The following is a 15999-nucleotide window of genomic DNA, read 5'->3' as shown; positions in this document are numbered from 1 at the left end:
CCAGGGCCGGTGTTACTGGCCCACCATGCAGCCGACCCCGCCCGCACCCGGCAACCGCCAGCTCAACGCGCACCGCTACCGCCGATTCGCTCCCCCCGCGGGCCACCCCACCGCGGGCCGGGCCGCCGCGAGCCGCCCCGGCCCGCGGGGGCGCCCCCCGTTTTCCACGCTACCGGTCACCACCGACAATTCCGGGCCCCGGAAGCCGAACCCGCTCAGCCGCCTGGTCGCCGCGAGCCCGGCCAGCACCGCACTCCCCCGAAGCCGAACCCGATCAGCCACCCTCGCCGCCGTGAGCCCGGCCCGCACCGCGCCTCCCGGCACCCACCGCACTCCCGGGCGACCGCGCCGCGTGGCTTGTCCCTCCTCCGCCGCCCCGACGTGGCAGGCTGTGCGGGTGACCGGATCCCTTGCCCTGCTCGACTCCGCGAGCCTGTACTTCCGCTCCTTCTTCGCCCTGCCCGACTCGATGCGTGCCGCCGACGGGACGCAGGTCAACGCCGTGCGGGGGTTTGCCGACACGATTGCGCGGATCCTCACCGACCGGCGGCCCGCGCGGCTCGTCTGCTGCCTCGACGCCGACTGGCGGCCGAAGTTCCGCACCGATCTGCTCCCCAGCTACAAGGCGCACCGGGTGGCCGAAGAGACCGGCAGCGGCCCCGACGTCGAAGAAGTCCCCGACACGCTCACCCCGCAGGTGCCGATCATCCTCGACCTGCTCGAAGCGTTCGGGTTCGCCACCGCCGAAGCCGCCGGGTACGAGGCCGACGACGTCATCGGGGCGCTCGCCACCCGGGAGAAGGCCGACCCGGTCGAGGTCATCACCGGCGACCGGGACCTGTTCCAGCTCGTGCGCACCGAACCCACCCCCGCCTCCGTCATCTACGTCGGCAAGGGCTGGGCCAAGGCCGAGGTGCTGGGCCCGGCCGAGATCGCCGAGCGCTACAGCCTCCCCCGCGAAACCGCCGGGCCCGCCTACGCGGACATGGCCGCCCTGCGCGGGGACCCGTCCGACGGGCTGCCCGGGGTCGCCGGCATCGGCGAGAAGACCGCCGCCAAGCTGATCACGCAGTTCGGGTCGCTCGAAGCCCTCGTCGCCGCGGGCGAAGCCGGGGACTCCGCGCTCCCGCTCAAGACCCGGCTGCGGCTGAAGGACGCGGCGGACTACCTCGCCGTCGCCCCCACCGTCGTCCGGGTGGCGGTCGACGCGCCGGTCGAGCAGTCGCGCCCCGACACCGTCCCCGCGACGCCCGCCGACCCCGAGCGGGTCGCCGAGCTCGCCGAACGGTGGAACCTCGGCAACTCCGTCGAACGGCTCCTCAAGGCCCTCCCCGGCGCCTAGAAGTGCGTGCCGCACCAGGGCGCGGCCGTCGTGGTGAACAGCTCGTCGGCCCGCCCGGGTGCCGCCGGGTCGCGGACGTCGATGCGGCCCGCCTCCGCCAGCGTCGTCGCCGGCCAGTGCCCGAGGTAGAGCATGCCGAGCGTGTCGACGTCGAGGGCCAGGTCCGCGGCCGCGTCGGTGCGCCGGGCGCCGTCCGGGCCGATCTCGTAGTGCCCGGTGTTGGCCGGCAGCAGGCGGTCGGTCACCGCGAGCACCACCGGGGCGGCCGCGCGGTAGGTGCGGGCGGCGAGCGCGGCCGCGACGTCGACCGGCCGCAGCCACAGGTCGTCCTCGACGGCGGTGGTGGCCGCGTGCCGGTGGTCGGTCAGCATCAGCGCGAGGGGCTCGTCGACCGGGCGGTGCCGGGCGCAGACCTCCGAAACCAGGTCCACCGACAGCAGGTACTGCCAGAGCGCGGCTCGCGCGGCCGGGCCGGCGGCGTGCAGGTCGTGGACGTCCAGCACGGCACCGCGATCGGGTGAGTCGACCGACCGGCGGGTGATCGTGGCGTACACGACGAACCCGTCGTCACCCTCCGGTCCACTGTGGACGGCGACGAGGTGCCCGCCGTCCGGGCTCACCTGCCGGTCGTGCGAGATCGGCCACCACCGCTCCGGCCGCCCGATCATGCCCGGCCGGTGCAGCCCGATCCGCCGGTACAGCCCCGGGATCTCCTTCACCGCTTCCTCGGACGTCAGCAGCCGGACGTCGCCCTCGGCCGCGACGCGCTCGTGCAGCCGCGCCGCCGGCCGGGACACCCGCAGGGTCTTGCCGAGCGCGGCCGAGCCGTAGCCGAACCGCCCGTAGATGGTGGGTTCGCTCGCGTGCAGGACGGCCAGCGGCAGCTCGCGGGCCGCGAAGTCCGCCAGCTGCGCGCGCATCATCGCGCTCAGCACCCCGCGGCGGGTCCGGTCGGCGCGGACCCCGACCCCCTCCACCGCCGCGACCGGCACCGTCCGCCCGCCGGGGACGGCGATCTCGGTGTCGTAGGAGCTGACGATGCCGATCGGGCTGCCGCCCTCGAACACGCCGAACTTGTGCCCGGCCGGCCAGGAGTCCCCGATCCGCGCCCAGAGGTCGTCGGTGACGGGCTTGACGTGCAACGCGCGGCGCAGCAGGTCGAACGTGCTGCGCCGCTCTTCTTCGGTGATCGGGCGGACGTCGAAGGCGGTCATCCTCCCGATCCTGCCGCGGGACGCCCGGACCGGCACCCGGTTTTAGAAGTGGCTGCCGCTCCAGGCCGCCACCCGGGTGCCGAACAGCACGTCCGCGGCCGCCGGAGCGGCCGGGTCCCGGACCTCGATCCGGCCCGCGTCCGCCAGCGCCGAGGGCCGCCAGGTGCCGAGGTACACCATCGCCAGCGTGGTGACGTCCAGGCGCAGCCCGGCCGGCCGGTCGGTGCGCGCGGCGCCGTCCGGCGTCACCAGGTACGGGCCGCTGTTGCCGGGCAGCAGCGGATCGGTCACCTCGATCACCACCGGCTCGCCGGGCCCGTACGCCCGCCCGGCCAGGGCGGCCGGGACGTCGACGAGCCGGATCCAGTGCTCGTCCCCGATCCGGTCGACGTTCCCGCACCGGTGATCGGCCAGCAGCAGCTCGATCGGGTCGTCCAGCGGCCGCGACTCGACCGCGACCCGGTCCACCAGGTCGAGCCCGAGCAGGAACCGCCACAGCCCGGCGAACGCCGCCGGGGATCCGGCGAACAGGTCCGCCACCTCCACGGTCTTCGTCCACGGGTGCGCCTGCGGCCCCGCCACGTGGTAGAAGGCGAACCCGTCCGGCCCGCCGGAACCGTGGTGCACCAGCGCCTTCACCGGCATCGCGTGCCGCCGCAGCTGCATCTCGTAGAGCCGCCACAGCACCTCGGGCCGCGACATCATCCCCGGCCGGTGCTCGAGACCGTCGTACACCGCGGGACAGACTTCCAGGGCCCGGTCGAAGTCCAGCAGCTCCAGCTCCCCGCCCACCGGCGCGTCCGGCCGCAGCCGCGCCCGGTGCGGGTCGAGGCTGTAGGCGCGATACCGGGTGGCCAGGCCGTAACCGAACCGGCCGTAGATCCCGGCCTCCGACGCCAGCAGGTTCGCGAACACCACCCCGCGCGCCGCGAAGTCCTCCAGCTGCGCCGTCATCATCGCGCGCAGCACCCCACGCCGGGTCCGGTCGGGCCGCACCCCCACCGAGGTGACCCCCACCATCGGCAGCCGCGCCCCGCCCGGCACGGTCAGCTGCGCGTCGAACGAGCGGGCCGTGCCGATCAGCTCCGGGTCGAACACCCCGACCGTGCCGCCGGGCTGGTAGTACCGCGCCGCGTACACCCATTCGGCGTCGTCGGACGGCGGGAAGTGCACGGTCTCCCGGAACAGGTTGCTCGCCGCCCGGTGCTCCTCGGTGCCCAGCGTCCGGATCTCGAAGTCGCTCATGCCCGGATCATCTCCGGAACCGCCGAGGCCCGGCCACCGGAATTACCGGCGGCCGGGCCCGAAGACGTCACGCGCTACTTGGTGACGGGCGGGGAAACCTCGTAGTTGCCGCCGTCACCCTTCACCGTGATCGGCACCTGCTGCGGCTTCCCGGCGATGGTGGCGGTGCACTCGAACTTCGCCCCGTCCTCCACCTTCTGCTCCGCCGGGCAGGTCACGTTGGTGACGCCGTCGATCTTGTAGGTCTCGGTCAGCAGCTTCTGCACGTCGGTCTGCATCTGGGTGTTGTTGAAGACCTGCGTCTTCAGGAACCCGGGCGCGACGAACCCCAGCACCAGGAACGCCGCGACGGCGACGATCGCCGCGACCACGCCGATCAGCAGGCCCTTCTTCGACTTCGCCGGCTGCTCGCCCTCCGGGGCGGCCGTGCCGGGGAACTGCTGCTGGCCGTAGTCGTACTGGCCACCCGGCTGCTGCCCGTACTGCGGCTGCGCCTGGGGCCCGCTCTGCGGGTACCCCCCACCGGGCTGCTGCCCGTACTGCGGCTGGGCCTGCGGGCCGCTCTGCGGGTACCCGCCGCCGGGCTGCTGGCCGTACGGCGGCGGCTGCTGGCCCCACTGGGGCTGCTGCGGCGGGGCGTACCCGCCCGGCTGCTGCCCCCACTGCTGCGGTTGCTGGGGCTGCTGCGGCTGGCCCCATTGCTGCTGCTGGTTCGGGTCGTAAGAAGGCTGCTGCGGCTGGCCCCACTGCGGCTGCTCCTGCGGGCCGCTCGGCGGGTACGCGCCGCCCGGCTGCTGCCCGTACTGGGGCTGCTGTGGGTCGTTGCCGCCATACGGCGTGCTCATCGTCTGCCTCCGCCTGCTTCACTCATCTCGCTGTCCACCCCGAAACACCGCCGAGCCGCGCACACACGGTGTCGCACGCGATCCAACCACAGGTCGGAGCCGAGCACACGCGCCCACGCTCACCGCTTCCGCCGCTTGGAGCAGGCCTGACACGGAGTTCACGCGGCTCCCGCGGCCACGACCCCGCGCCGCAGTGCCTTCACCGCCTCGGCCGCCGCCGCCCCCACCGGATCCGCCTTGCCCAGCACGTCCCGGATCTGGTCGAGCAGATCGATCACCTGCCGCGACCAGCGCACGAAGTCACCGGCCGACAGCTCCTGCCCGTTCGCCTCCGCCGCGGTCAGCACCTTCTCCAGGGATTCACCCCGCGCCCAGCGATAGACCGGCCACGCGAACCCGGCGTCGGGCTCCCGCGTCCGGTCCAGGCGGTGCCGCCGCTCGTCCTCGGTCAGCTCCACCCACAGCCGTGCCGTCTCCTGCCACGCCTCGGGCACCGCCCCGCCCGGCAGCCGCGGCTCGCCCGCGGTGTCGCGACGCGCCTCGAACACCAGCGTCGACACGACCGCCGCCAGCTCGGCCGGGTTGAGCTGGCGCCACACCCCGTGGCGGATGCACTCCGCGGCCAGCAGATCCGACTCGCTGTAGAGCCGCGTCAGCCGCCGCCCGTGCTCGGTGACGCGGTCCTCGCCGTCGCCCGGCCCCAGATAGCCGCGCTCACCCAAGAGAGCCAGGATCCGGTCGAAGGCCCGCGCCAGCGAGTGCGTCGTCGCCGCGACCTTCCGCTCCAGCTGCTGCGTCTCCGCCGCGAGCCGCTGGTACCGCTCCACCCAGCGCAGGTTCGCTTCGCGCTCGGCCAGCCCATGACCCGGGTGCGCCCGCAACGCCCGCCGCAGCGCGGCCAGCTCCCCGTCCTCGTTCGCCCCCGACCGCCGCTTCTGCCGCCCCGGCAGCGAAATCCCGGCGTTCCGCAACGTCGAGGCGATGTCCCGGCGCGTCCGGGGCGACCGCAGCTCGATGTGCTTGGGCAGCTTGATCCGCCCCAGCGCCTCCACCGGCGCCGGGAAGTCCGCCACCGACAACGGCCCCGACCACCGGTCCTCGGTCACCACCACCGGCCGCGGCTCCCGGATCGGGTCCAGCCCCGGATCGACCACCACGGCCAGGCCCGCCCGCCGGCCCGCCGGCACCGCGATCACGTCACCCTTGCGCAGCTTCTCCAGCGACTCCGCGGTCCCGGCCCGCCGCACGGCCGTGTTCTGCCGCGACAACGCCTTCTCCCGCGCCGAAATCTTCGCCCGCAGCTCGACGTACTCCAGCATCTCGTCGAAGTCGCCGGTCACCGCGGCCGTGTAGCCCTTCAACGCCTCCTTGTTCCGCTCGATCCGGCGTGCGGTCCCCACCACCGACCGGTCGGCCTGGAACTGCGCGAACGACTGCTCCAGCAGCTCCCGCGCCTCGGCCGCCCCGACCTGCGCCACCAGGTTGACCGCCATGTTGTAGCCCGGCCGGAACGACGACCGCAGCGGATAGGTCCGCGTCGAGGCCAGCCCGGCGACCTGCTTCGGATCCACCCCCGGCTGCCACGCCACGACGGCGTGCCCCTCGACGTCGATGCCGCGCCGCCCGGCCCGGCCGGTGAGCTGCGTGTACTCCCCCGGCGTCAGGTCGACGTGCGCCTCGCCGTTGTACTTCACCAGCCGCTCGAGCACGACCGTGCGGGCCGGCATGTTGATCCCCAGCGCCAGGGTCTCGGTCGCGAACACGACCTTCACCAGGCCGCGGACGAACAGCTCCTCGACGGTCTCCTTGAACGCCGGCAGCAGCCCCGCGTGGTGCCCGGCGATTCCGCGCTCCAGGGCCTCCCGCCACTCCCAGTAACCGAGCACGCCCAGGTCGCCCTCCGGCAGGTCCGCCGTGCGCTCCTCGATGACCCGGCGGATCTCCTCGACCTCACCCGGCCCGTTCAGCCGCAGCCCCGACCGGACGCACTGCGCCACCGCGGCGTCGCAGCCCGCCCGCGAAAAGATGAACACGATCGCCGGCAGCAGCCCCGCCCGGTCCAGCTGCTCCACGACGTCCACCCGCGACGGCGGCCGGAACCGCGGCATCCGCGGCGGCGCACCCCGCCGGTTCCGCGGCCCCCGGAACCCCGCGGGCGCGTACTGGCGGCCGATCTCCTCGGTCCGCCGCAGCAGGGTCGGGTTGATCCGCAGCTCGGCGTTCGGCGCGTGCACGTCGTCCCCGGCGAACAGGTCCAGCAGCCGGTTCCCGACCAGCATGTGCTGCCACAGCGGCACCGGCCGGTGCTCGTCGACGACCACCGTCGTGTCGCCCCGCACCTCCACCAGCCACTCGCCGAACTCCTCGGCGTTGCTGACCGTCGCCGACAGCCCGGCCACGCGGACGTGCTCCGGCAGGTGCAGGATCACCTCTTCCCACACCGCGCCCCGGAACCGGTCGGCCAGGTAGTGCACCTCGTCCATCACGACGTACCCGAGGTCGGTGATCGTCGACGAGCCCGCGTAGAGCATGTTGCGCAGCACCTCGGTGGTCATCACGACCACCTGCGCACCGCCGTTGATCGAAGTGTCCCCGGTCAGCAGGCCGACGGCGTCGGTGCCGTAGCGGGCCACGAGGTCGGCGTACTTCTGGTTCGACAGCGCCTTGATCGGCGTCGTGTAGAAGCACTTGCGGCCCTCGGCCAGCGCCAGGTGCACCGCGAACTCGCCGACGACGGTCTTGCCCGCCCCGGTGGGCGCGCAGACCAGCACGCCGTGGCCGTCTTCGAGGGCTTGGCACCCGCGGATCTGGAACTCGTCGAACTCGAAGGACACCTCCGCGGCGAAGCGCGTCAGCTGGGGGTGCTTCCCGCGGCGCGCGGAGGCCGCATAGGCCTCGGCCGGGGACGGAGAAGGGCTACTGGCCACCTCCTCAGGGTTTCACACCCCTCCGACAGTTCGCACGTTGCGTACATCGACCCGCAGTATAGGTCGTTATACGCCCGAGAGGATCGCGGAACCGGTGGCCGGGTGGGCGCGTCGGAGCGGGCATGACCGAACCGTGCCCGAGCTGCGGCCTCCTGGACCAGGTGCAGCACGTGCCCGCGGCCTACCACGGCGGCCACTCGTTCTTCCGCGGCCAGGGCCCGGCGGTCGCGGTGCCGGCCGGGGACGGCGTGATCGTGACGAACAGCCAGGTCAGCGGGATTTCCGTGACCGCGGTCGCCCGGTCGCTCGACCCCTTCCCTCCCCCACGCCGCGGCGGCGGCCTCGTGGCGGCGGCGATCCTGCTGGCCCTGGTCGGCAGTTGCTTCCTGCTGCTGCCGTTCTCGGCTGCCGACGACCCGCCACCCGGCGGTGTGGCGTCGAAGGCGCTGGGTTTCGCGGTGCTCGCGCTGCCGGCGTTCGCGGTGTACCTCGCCGCCGGCGTCCTCGTCTGGCTGTACGTGCGGCGGGCGCGGGCGCACCGGCGGCAACGGCGCGGTGTCCCGGCGGCGCAGCAGGTGTGGGAGCAGGGCTGGTTCTGCCACCGCTGCGGCGGCGTCTACTTCGCCGACGCGGGCCGGCTGCTGACCCCGGCCCACTTCCGGCACCTGGTGGCCCGGGCGGGCGGCTACGACCGTTAGGCCAGCACGGTGAGCGCGCCCGGGACGCAACTGGCCGTCACCGGCACCGCGCCCTGCGGTTCTCCGTCGGCGTAGGCCGGCCACGTGTTGCCGGCCAGGGTCACCGAGCGGGCGCGCAACGTGCGGACCGCCGGGTGGGTCACGTGGTTGCCGGTGCGCAGGCCCGGGAGCATGCGGATCAGGCCGCGGCGGGTGGCGTGCCCGATGATGGTGACGTCGAAGACGCCGTCCTCCGGGTCGGCCGTGGGGCAGATCGGGACGCCGCCGCCGTAGAACCGGGTGTTGCCGATCGCCACCAGCGTCGCGTCGAGTTCGAGGCGGCCGGTGCCGGTGTCGACGACCACCGGGCGGGGCCGGAACGACGCCAGCTCGGCCAGGATCGCCACGTCGTAGCGGCGCGGACCGGACGGCCAGCGCATCCGGTTGGCGCGTTCGTTGACGCTCGCGTCGAACCCCGCGCACAGCACCGTCGCGAACCACGTGTCGCCCACGCGGCCGAGGTCGATGCGCCGGCGGGCGCCCGAGCGCAGGGCCGCGACCAGCGCGTCGACCGCCGGGAGCGGCTCGCCGGGGATGCCGAGGGCGCGGGCGAAGTCGTTGCCGGTGCCCGCCGGGACCAGGCCGAGCGCGACGTCGTGGTTCGCGCAGAACTGGACGCCCTGGTGGGCGGCACCGTCCCCGCCGAGCACGATCAGGACGTCCAGCCCGGCGGCGTGGGACGACCGCATCAGCGCGCGGGACTCCTCGACGGAGTGGGCGACCAGCACGTCGAGCCGGTCGACCGCCGCGCGCAGCCGCTCGGCGACGGTGTCGGCGATCCGGGCGGCCGCGCCGTGCCCCGACGCCGGGTGCACGGCGAGCGCGGCGTGGATCCCCACTAGGTGACGTCGTCGGTGCTCGACCGGCCGCCGGACGCGGTCGGGGCGGACGGCTCGTCGTCGATGGTGCTCGGCGTGTAGTCGAACGGGGCGGCTTCGTCGTCGGCGAGGGAGTCCCAGCCCTCGTCGGAGCGGGCCTTGTCGAGCTTGCGGTCGTGGAAGCGGGCCATCTGCACGGCGATCTCGAACAGCACGGTGAGCGCGCCGGCCAGGCCGAGCATGGAGAACGGGTCCGAGCCCGGGGTGGCGAAGGCGGCGAAGACGAACAGCGCGAACACGATGCCGCGCCGCCACTTCTTCAGCTGCACGTACTTCACGACGCCGACGCGGTTGAGCATCACCACCAGCAGCGGGAGCTCGAAGCTGATCCCGAAGATGATCAACAGCGACAGCAGGAACGAGATGTACTTGTCCGCGGTCAGCGCGGTGACGAACGCGTCCTGCCCGAAACCCATCAGCAGCTGCAGGGCGTGCGGGAAGAGGATGTAGGCGAGCACGGCGCCGGTGGCGAACAGCACCGACGCGAACGCGACGAACGTCATCGCGTACTTGCGTTCCTTGCTGTACAGGCCCGGCGCGATGAACGCCCAGATCTGGTACAGCCAGGCCGGCGAGAGGAGCACGGCCCCGGCCGCGATACCGACCTTCAGCTGCGTCATGAACGCTTCGAACGGCACGGTCTGCAGCAGCCGGCACCCCTCGGCGCTGTCGAGCCGCCGGCTCGGCGGGATGGCGCAGTACGGGTCCTTCACGAGGTCACCCAGCGACGGGATCGGGCCGAGCTTGGTGCCGAACCAGATGAACCCGAAGATCCCGCCGATCACCACCGCGAGCAGCGCGAAGCCGAGGCGGCGGCGGAACTCGTAGATGTGCTCGATGAGCGTCATCGTGCCGTCGGGATTGGCCCGACGGCTGCGCTTGCGCCGCTTCGACCGGCGGCTGTCACCGTTTCCGGAGGCGGATTCCGCCACGGGTTGTTCCGTTCTCGTCGGAGTCCGCCGGAGCGCGCCGGTGCGGCGCGCTCCGTGGACGGGGGACCGGGTGTGGCCTAGCCGCTCAGCTGACGTTCTTCTGCGGCTGCTCGGCCGCTTGCTGCTTCTTCAGCTCGTCGAGCTGACGCTGCAGGTCGGCGACCTGCTGGTCGGTCGAAGCGGGCGCGGCGGGCTTGGCCGGGAGCTGCTTCGTGTCGGCGGGCTCGGCGTCTTCGTGCGCCGCGGCCTTGTCGCCGGTGAGGTCCTTGGTCTCGGCCTTGAAGATCTTCATGGACTTGCCGATGGACCGGGCCGCGTCGGGAAGCCTCTTGGCCCCGAACAGCAGCACGACGACGAGCACCAAGATGATCAAATGCCACGGCTGCAATCCGTTCAGCATGGTGGCCTCCTATCTGCGTCTGGTAGGGATGTTACTGGTTTTCCGCTTTGCGGCGGCGCTGCGCGAACGCGACGCGCAACCCCGCGGCCCTGGCCCGGACGAGCCCCGCCCGGTCCTGGGTGTTCGTCACCACCATGCTTGTGGTTTGCCGGAAGGCACGCAAGACCTTGACGGTCCGCACCAGCAGGACCACGAGCAGCGCGAGGCCGAGCACGATGAGCACAGCGGTGGGCAGGTACGGCACGCCGTCAGCCTAGTGGTCGCAGGTTGACGCAAGGTGACGGGCTCGGGCCACCGCGTCGGCCGCCCGGCGACCGACGTCGGACGCGAGGTCCGCCGGGCTCTCCACCAGCGCTTCCCCGCCCAGGCTGAGCACCAGGCGCACCATCCACGACTGGTCGGCGTAGCGCATCCGGATGCGCAGCCGGCCCCCGTCGAGCTCGTCGAGCTCCTCGCACGGGTAGTACTCGGCTACCCAGCGTGCGTCCGGGTCGAGAACCAGGACGGCCTCCCGCTGGTCGGGACGTTCGCGGAAGACGCCGTCGGAGACGTCGGTGGGGTGCGCGTGGGCGGGCGGCCGCGACGGCTCCTCGAGCACGGTCAGCTCGTCGATCCGGTCGAGCCGGAACAGCCGGACGCCCTCGGCGCGGCGGCACCAGGCCTCGAGGTAGCCGACGGCCTGGACGATCAGCAGCCGCATCGGGTCGACCGTGCGCTCGGTGATCTGGTCCTTCGAGGCGGTGTAGTAGCGGATCCGCAGCGCGCGCCCGCCCTGCAGCGCCCGGGCGACCTCCTCGCGGGTCTGCGCGGTCTTCTTGCCTTCGCGCACTCCCCCGCCGACCACCACCCCGGCCGGCTGGGCCTGCCCGGCGGCGGCCTCGATCTTGGCGATGGAGCGGCGGACGGCGTCGCCGTCGACCACGCCCGGCGTCTCGGCCAGCGCCCGCAGCGCCACCAGCAGCGCGGTCGCCTCGCCGCCGGTCAGCCGCAGCGGGCGGCTCATCCCGGCGTCGTGGGTGACGACGATCGTGTCGCCCTCGAAGGACAGGTCGATCAGGTCGCCGGGGCCGTAGCCGGGCAGCCCGCACATCCAGAGCAGCTCGAGGTCCTTGCGCAGCTGCCTCGGCGTGACGTCGAAGTCCTGCGCCGCGTCGTCGATGCGGACGCCGGGGCGCGCCAGCAGGTACGGCACGAGCGCGAGCAGCCTCGGCATCCGGTCGGTGGACCCGCTCACCGGGCGCTCACCTGCCGGGCGACGACGGCTTCGAGGCGGTCCTGCACGCTCTTGGCCAGCACGTCGGGTTCGAGCACGACGACGTCCGGGCCCTGCGCGCTGATCCAGTCGGCGGCCGATTCGGGGTAGAGCAGGCCGATCTCCACGAGATCGCCCTCTTCGCCGTCGACACTGCTGCGCCCGACGACGGTGCCGCGGCGGCGGACCCCGGCCGCGCGGCCGTCGGCGACCCACAGCCGGGCGGTGGTGACCGGCGCCGGTTCGCTGTCGCCGGTGGCCGTGACGAGCTTGAGCAGGTTGACGCCCTCGGGGCGCCGGACCTCGCCGGGCTTGCCCACCGGGCGTACCTGCCCGGTGACCCGGGAGAGCCGGAAGCAGCGGGTGGCGCCGCGGTCGCGGTCGTGCCCGACGACGTACCAGCGGGCCCGCCAGGACACCACGCCCCACGGCTCGAGGGTGCGCATGATCCGCTCCGGGGAGCCGCTGCGGCGGTACTCGAAGCGCACGGCCTGGCCGTTCTGGACCGCGGCCAGCAGCGGCCCGAACGCCGGCTCGGCGCGCACCCGCGGCTCGACCACGGTCGGTGCCTGGTCGTCGACCTCCAGGCCGGCGGCACGCAGCTTCACGAGCGCGCCCTGCGCCTGACCGGTCAGCTCCGGGGAGTCCCACAGCCGGGAGGCGAGCGCGACGGCGGCGGCTTCGTCGGGGGCGAGGTCGATCTCGCCGAGTTCGTAGTCGCGGCGGGCGATGCGGTAGCCCTCGATGGCGTCGAACGCGCCGTTGCGGCCGGTTTCCAGGGGGATGCCGAGCTCGCGCAGTTCGGTCTTGTCCCGCTCGAACATCCGGAAGTAGGCGTCGTCGCTGGCCGCGTCGCCGTACCCGGGCACGATGCCGCGGATCTTCTCGGCCGTGAGGTACTGCCGGGTGGACAACAGGGCCAGCACCAGATTGACCAGTCGTTCGGCGCGTGCGGTGGACACCGGTAGAGCCTAGCCCGCGCCGCCCGGCCCGATCGTGAGGTCCGGGGTACGCGCGTCGTAATCGCTTCGCGCGGCGTCGACGGCTTCGAAGTTCGCTTCGGCCCAGTCCTTGAACCCGGCCATCAGGGCACGCAGCGATTCCCCCAGTGGCGTAAGGGAATAGTCGACGCGGACGGGCACCGCCGGGGTGACCTCGCGGCGGACGAGGCCGTCCCGTTCGAGCACCCGCAGGGTCTGGGTGAGCATCTTCTGGCTGACCCCGGCGATCCGCCGCGAAAGGTCGCTGTAGCGCTGCGGCCCGTCACCGAGCGCGACGAGGATCAGGCTGACCCACTTGCCGGCGATCTCGTCGAGCAGCTTCCGGGTCGGGCAGGCGGCCAGGTAGGCGTCGTAGGCGGCCTTTTCGGCCTGCCGGCGCTGTTCCGCCGTGCGCGTGGGCACCGGGCGAACCTCCTCGTCGGGTAGGCACCTGCGAGTGCGTACTTCCCGATGGAGAGTAGCTCCCCCTACGTTCGCGGGAAAGGAGGTTCGGATGCGTGCGATGGTGATCCGCCGGTTCGGCGGGCCGGAAGTGCTGGAGTTCGCCGAGGTCCCGGTACCGGAGCCGGGCCCGGGGCAGGTCCGGATCCGGGTGGCGGCGGCCGCGGTGAACCCGGTGGACCTGGCGACCCGGAGCGGGGTGCTGAGCGCGGCCGGGGTGGTGCCGCCGCGGGAGGTGCTCGGCCTGGGCTGGGACGTCGCGGGCGAGATCGACGACCCCGGCGACACCGCGTTCCGGGCCGGCGACGCCGTGATCGGCCTGCGCGACCGGATCGCCACGCCGCTCGGCGCCTACGCCGAGCGGATCGTGCTCGACGCCTCGGCGGTCGCTCCCGCTCCGGCCGGCGTCTCCCCCGCCGAAGCCGCCACCCTGCCGCTGAACGCGCTGACCGCCGCCCAGGCCCTGGACCTGGTCGACACCACGGGAACCGTCCTGGTCACCGGCGCGGCCGGGGCCGTCGGCGGGTACGCCGTCGCGCTGGCGCACGCGCGGAAGCTGCGGGTCGTCGCGGTGGCGTCCGAAGCCGACGAAGCCCAGGTCCGGGCGGCCGGGGCGGACGAGTTCGTGCCGCGCGGGCCGTCGCTGGCCGACCGGGTCCGCGCGGTGGTCCCGGGCGGTGTGGACGCGGCTCTCGACCCCGCGCTCCTCGGCTTGGACGCGCTCGACGCGGTCCGCGGGGGCGGCGAGTTCGTGGCCTTCGCCGCGGGCGCCGCCCCGATCCCCCTGCGCGGCATCCGCGTCCGCACCGTCTGGATCCGCGCCGACGGCGACCGCCTGGCCGAGCTGGCCCGCTTGGCGGAGAACGGGACGCTCCCCCTGCGCGTCGCCGGGGTCCTGCCCCTGGCCGAGGCGGCGGCCGCTCACGAGCGGCTCGCCGCGGGCGGGTTGCGCGGCCGGTTCGTCCTGACTCCCTAGCCTGGGAGGCATGGATGATCGCGTTCTCCTCATCACCGGCGCCTCCCGCGGCCTCGGCGCCGCGACCGCACGCCTGGCTGCCGCGGCCGGTTTCAAGGTCGCCCTCGTCGCCCGCGAAGCCGAGTCCGTCAGGCCCCTGGCCACCGAACTCGGCGAGGACCGGGCCCTGGCCCTCGGCGCGGACGTCGGCGACTGGCCGGGCATCTCCGCCGCCGTGGCCGAGACCGTCGCGAAGTTCGGGCGGCTCGACGCGGCCTTCGCCAACGCCGGCATCGGCGTCGGGACGTCCTTCTTCGGCGACGACGACCCCGATCCGACGGCGTGGGAGCCCATGGTCCGCACGAACGTCCTCGGTGCGGCCTACACCGCCCGCGCCGCCCTCCCGGCGCTCAAGGAGACCGCCGGCCACCTGCTGATCACCGGCTCGGTCGCCGGCCGGTACATCCGCAACGCGAGCCTGTATTCGGTGACGAAGTGGGCCGTCACCGGCATGGCCGGCGCGATCCGCGAAGAAGCCGTCGGCACCGGCGTGCGGGTCACGCTGATCAACCCGGGCATCACCGACACCGACATCCTCACCGACGAGCAGCGCACGAAGCCCCACCTCGAGCCCGCCGACATCGGCCGTGCGGTGCTCTACGCCCTCCAGCAGCCGCCTTCGGTCGACGTCAACGAGATCCTGGTCCGCCCGACCGGCCAGGTCCTCTAGCGGAGCCGGGCGACCCGGCCGCCGGCGCCACTGGCCCAGCAGGCGGCCCCGGCGCAGGCCACGCTGTCGAAGCTGCCGGTGTCGAACGACGTCCAGTGCCGGCCGCCGTCGGGGCTGTAGTCGCTGCCGCCCGGGCCGACCGCCAGCACCGTCCCGCCGCGCCAGGCCAGCCCGGAGCGGTACCCGGCCGGGTACTGGCCGGGGGTGGCCCAGGTGCGGCCGCGGTCCCGGGTGAGCGCGACGGCCGGGCCGGGCGCCGTCGGGTTCGCGAAGTCGCCGCCGATCGCCACGCCCTGGAACGGCGAGCGGAAGGCCAGGGCGAACACGCCCGCCGACGGGCTGCTCGGCAACGGCGTGTCCGACGCCGTCCAGTGGCGGCCGCCGTCGCCGGAGTGCAGGACGCGGGCGGTCGCGCCGCCACCGGTCGCGAGCCAGGCGTCGAACGGCCCGGCCGTCGTGACGCACTGGCCGCTGGCCGCGAACCCGGCCTCGCCGGGCAACGCGGGCGGGAAGCCGCTGCCGGGCACCGGGCGCCAGCTGCGGCCGCCGTCGAAGGTGGCCTGGACCCGGAACCGGCCGTCGACCGGGTCGCTCATCGCCAGGCCGCGCCAGGGGTCGAAGAAGGCCAGGCAGTCGTAGAAGGCCGCCGCGTCGGTGTTCTGGAACGTCTGGCGCCAGTGCGCGCCGCCGTCGTCGGTCCGGTAGACGCGGGAGTCGGTCCCGGGCCCGATGGAGAGGATCACGGCGTGCTGGGCGTCGAAGGCCTCGATGTCGCGGAACTGCAGCGTCTCGGTGCCCGGCGGCCCCACGGACGTCCAGGTGGCCCCGCCGTCGGTCGTGCGCAGGACCGTGCCCTGGGTGCCGCTGACCCACGCGACCCGCGCGCTGACGGCGGACAGGCCACGGAACTGGGCGGTGACGCCGGTCGGCGTGAGCTCCCACTTCGGCGGGCGTTCCCCCGCCGACGCCGGAGCCGCGATCGAGACCAGCAGGGCGAGCACCAGCAGCACGACACGCATGCGGGAGATCCTGCCGCAGTCCCGCCCCGACTTTCGTCGCGTCCCGCCCCCGTCGTGAGTGGTAAGGCGGGTTAGAACCCG

At 73.8% G+C, this 15999-nt stretch carries 16 protein-coding genes; 4 read left to right on the top strand and 12 right to left on the bottom strand.

What is annotated here, in order from left to right:
* Window positions 1–397: 397 nt before the first annotated feature.
* The gene (locus ACWEF6_RS23235) at window positions 398–1342 is read left to right on the top strand and encodes a 5'-3' exonuclease (protein WP_449684871.1); all 945 of its coding nucleotides are present in this window, start codon (window positions 398–400) and stop codon (window positions 1340–1342) included.
* Here the strand turns inward: ACWEF6_RS23235 and ACWEF6_RS23230 are convergent.
* The 4 genes from ACWEF6_RS23230 to ACWEF6_RS23215 form a co-directional block, all read right to left on the bottom strand.
* Entirely contained in the window at window positions 1339–2556 is a 1218-nt protein-coding gene (locus tag ACWEF6_RS23230) for a GNAT family N-acetyltransferase (RefSeq protein ID WP_449684870.1), read from the bottom strand. The two genes, ACWEF6_RS23235 and ACWEF6_RS23230, sit on opposite strands and share 4 nt — an antisense overlap.
* Window positions 2557–2598: 42 nt before the next feature.
* The gene (locus tag ACWEF6_RS23225) at window positions 2599–3801 is read right to left on the bottom strand and encodes a GNAT family N-acetyltransferase (protein WP_449684869.1); all 1203 of its coding nucleotides are present in this window, start codon (window positions 3799–3801) and stop codon (window positions 2599–2601) included.
* A 74-nt stretch (window positions 3802–3875) separates the two neighbouring features.
* The gene (locus tag ACWEF6_RS23220) at window positions 3876–4646 is read right to left on the bottom strand and encodes a DUF4333 domain-containing protein (protein ID WP_449684868.1); all 771 of its coding nucleotides are present in this window, start codon (window positions 4644–4646) and stop codon (window positions 3876–3878) included.
* A gap of 158 nt (window positions 4647–4804) precedes the next feature.
* The gene (locus ACWEF6_RS23215; protein ID WP_449684867.1) at window positions 4805–7573 is read right to left on the bottom strand and encodes a DEAD/DEAH box helicase; all 2769 of its coding nucleotides are present in this window, start codon (window positions 7571–7573) and stop codon (window positions 4805–4807) included.
* Between the two features lie 122 nt (window positions 7574–7695).
* Here ACWEF6_RS23215 and ACWEF6_RS23210 point away from each other — a divergent pair, with 122 nt between their 5' ends.
* Entirely contained in the window at window positions 7696–8271 is a 576-nt protein-coding gene (locus ACWEF6_RS23210) for a hypothetical protein (RefSeq protein WP_449684866.1), read from the top strand.
* Here ACWEF6_RS23210 and ACWEF6_RS23205 read toward each other — a convergent pair.
* The 7 genes from ACWEF6_RS23205 to ACWEF6_RS23175 form a co-directional block, all read right to left on the bottom strand.
* The gene (locus ACWEF6_RS23205) at window positions 8268–9149 is read right to left on the bottom strand and encodes a diacylglycerol/lipid kinase family protein (protein WP_449676478.1); all 882 of its coding nucleotides are present in this window, start codon (window positions 9147–9149) and stop codon (window positions 8268–8270) included. The two genes, ACWEF6_RS23210 and ACWEF6_RS23205, sit on opposite strands and share 4 nt — an antisense overlap.
* Window positions 9149–10120 carry a twin-arginine translocase subunit TatC gene (tatC, locus tag ACWEF6_RS23200; RefSeq protein WP_449684865.1) on the bottom strand — a complete coding sequence of 324 codons (972 nt, stop codon included), beginning with the start codon at window positions 10118–10120 and terminating at the stop codon, window positions 9149–9151. The genes ACWEF6_RS23205 and tatC overlap by 1 nt, the downstream gene beginning before the upstream one ends.
* Before the next feature lie 85 nt (window positions 10121–10205).
* The gene (gene tatA, locus ACWEF6_RS23195) at window positions 10206–10520 is read right to left on the bottom strand and encodes a Sec-independent protein translocase subunit TatA (RefSeq protein WP_449684864.1); all 315 of its coding nucleotides are present in this window, start codon (window positions 10518–10520) and stop codon (window positions 10206–10208) included.
* Between the two features lie 31 nt (window positions 10521–10551).
* Window positions 10552–10764, bottom strand: a complete 213-nt coding sequence (locus tag ACWEF6_RS23190) for a bacteriophage holin (protein WP_310972933.1) — start codon at window positions 10762–10764, stop codon at window positions 10552–10554.
* A gap of 9 nt (window positions 10765–10773) precedes the next feature.
* Window positions 10774–11754, bottom strand: a complete 981-nt coding sequence (locus ACWEF6_RS23185) for a helix-turn-helix transcriptional regulator (protein ID WP_449684863.1) — start codon at window positions 11752–11754, stop codon at window positions 10774–10776.
* The gene (locus tag ACWEF6_RS23180) at window positions 11751–12734 is read right to left on the bottom strand and encodes a helix-turn-helix transcriptional regulator (protein ID WP_449684862.1); all 984 of its coding nucleotides are present in this window, start codon (window positions 12732–12734) and stop codon (window positions 11751–11753) included. The genes ACWEF6_RS23185 and ACWEF6_RS23180 overlap by 4 nt, the downstream gene beginning before the upstream one ends.
* A gap of 9 nt (window positions 12735–12743) precedes the next feature.
* Window positions 12744–13175 (bottom strand): winged helix-turn-helix transcriptional regulator, encoded by a 432-nt coding sequence (locus tag ACWEF6_RS23175; RefSeq protein ID WP_086842651.1) that lies wholly within the window; start codon window positions 13173–13175, stop codon window positions 12744–12746.
* A gap of 91 nt (window positions 13176–13266) precedes the next feature.
* Here ACWEF6_RS23175 and ACWEF6_RS23170 point away from each other — a divergent pair, with 91 nt between their 5' ends.
* Both ACWEF6_RS23170 and ACWEF6_RS23165 read left to right on the top strand, forming a co-directional pair.
* A complete protein-coding gene (locus ACWEF6_RS23170) occupies window positions 13267–14190 on the top strand; it encodes an NADP-dependent oxidoreductase (RefSeq protein WP_449684861.1) in 924 nt (307 codons plus the stop codon).
* A gap of 10 nt (window positions 14191–14200) precedes the next feature.
* Entirely contained in the window at window positions 14201–14899 is a 699-nt protein-coding gene (locus tag ACWEF6_RS23165) for an SDR family oxidoreductase (RefSeq protein ID WP_449684860.1), read from the top strand.
* Here the strand turns inward: ACWEF6_RS23165 and ACWEF6_RS23160 are convergent.
* Window positions 14896–15918: a WD40/YVTN/BNR-like repeat-containing protein gene (locus ACWEF6_RS23160; RefSeq protein ID WP_449684859.1), complete on the bottom strand. Its 1023-nt coding sequence runs from the start codon at window positions 15916–15918 to the stop codon at window positions 14896–14898. The genes ACWEF6_RS23165 and ACWEF6_RS23160 overlap by 4 nt on opposite strands.
* Window positions 15919–15999: the final 81 nt, after the last annotated feature.

This window comes from Amycolatopsis sp. NPDC004772, assembly GCF_053601215.1.
Note: the sequence above shows the minus strand (reverse complement) of the source record. Positions and strands in the feature narration are given on the sequence as shown.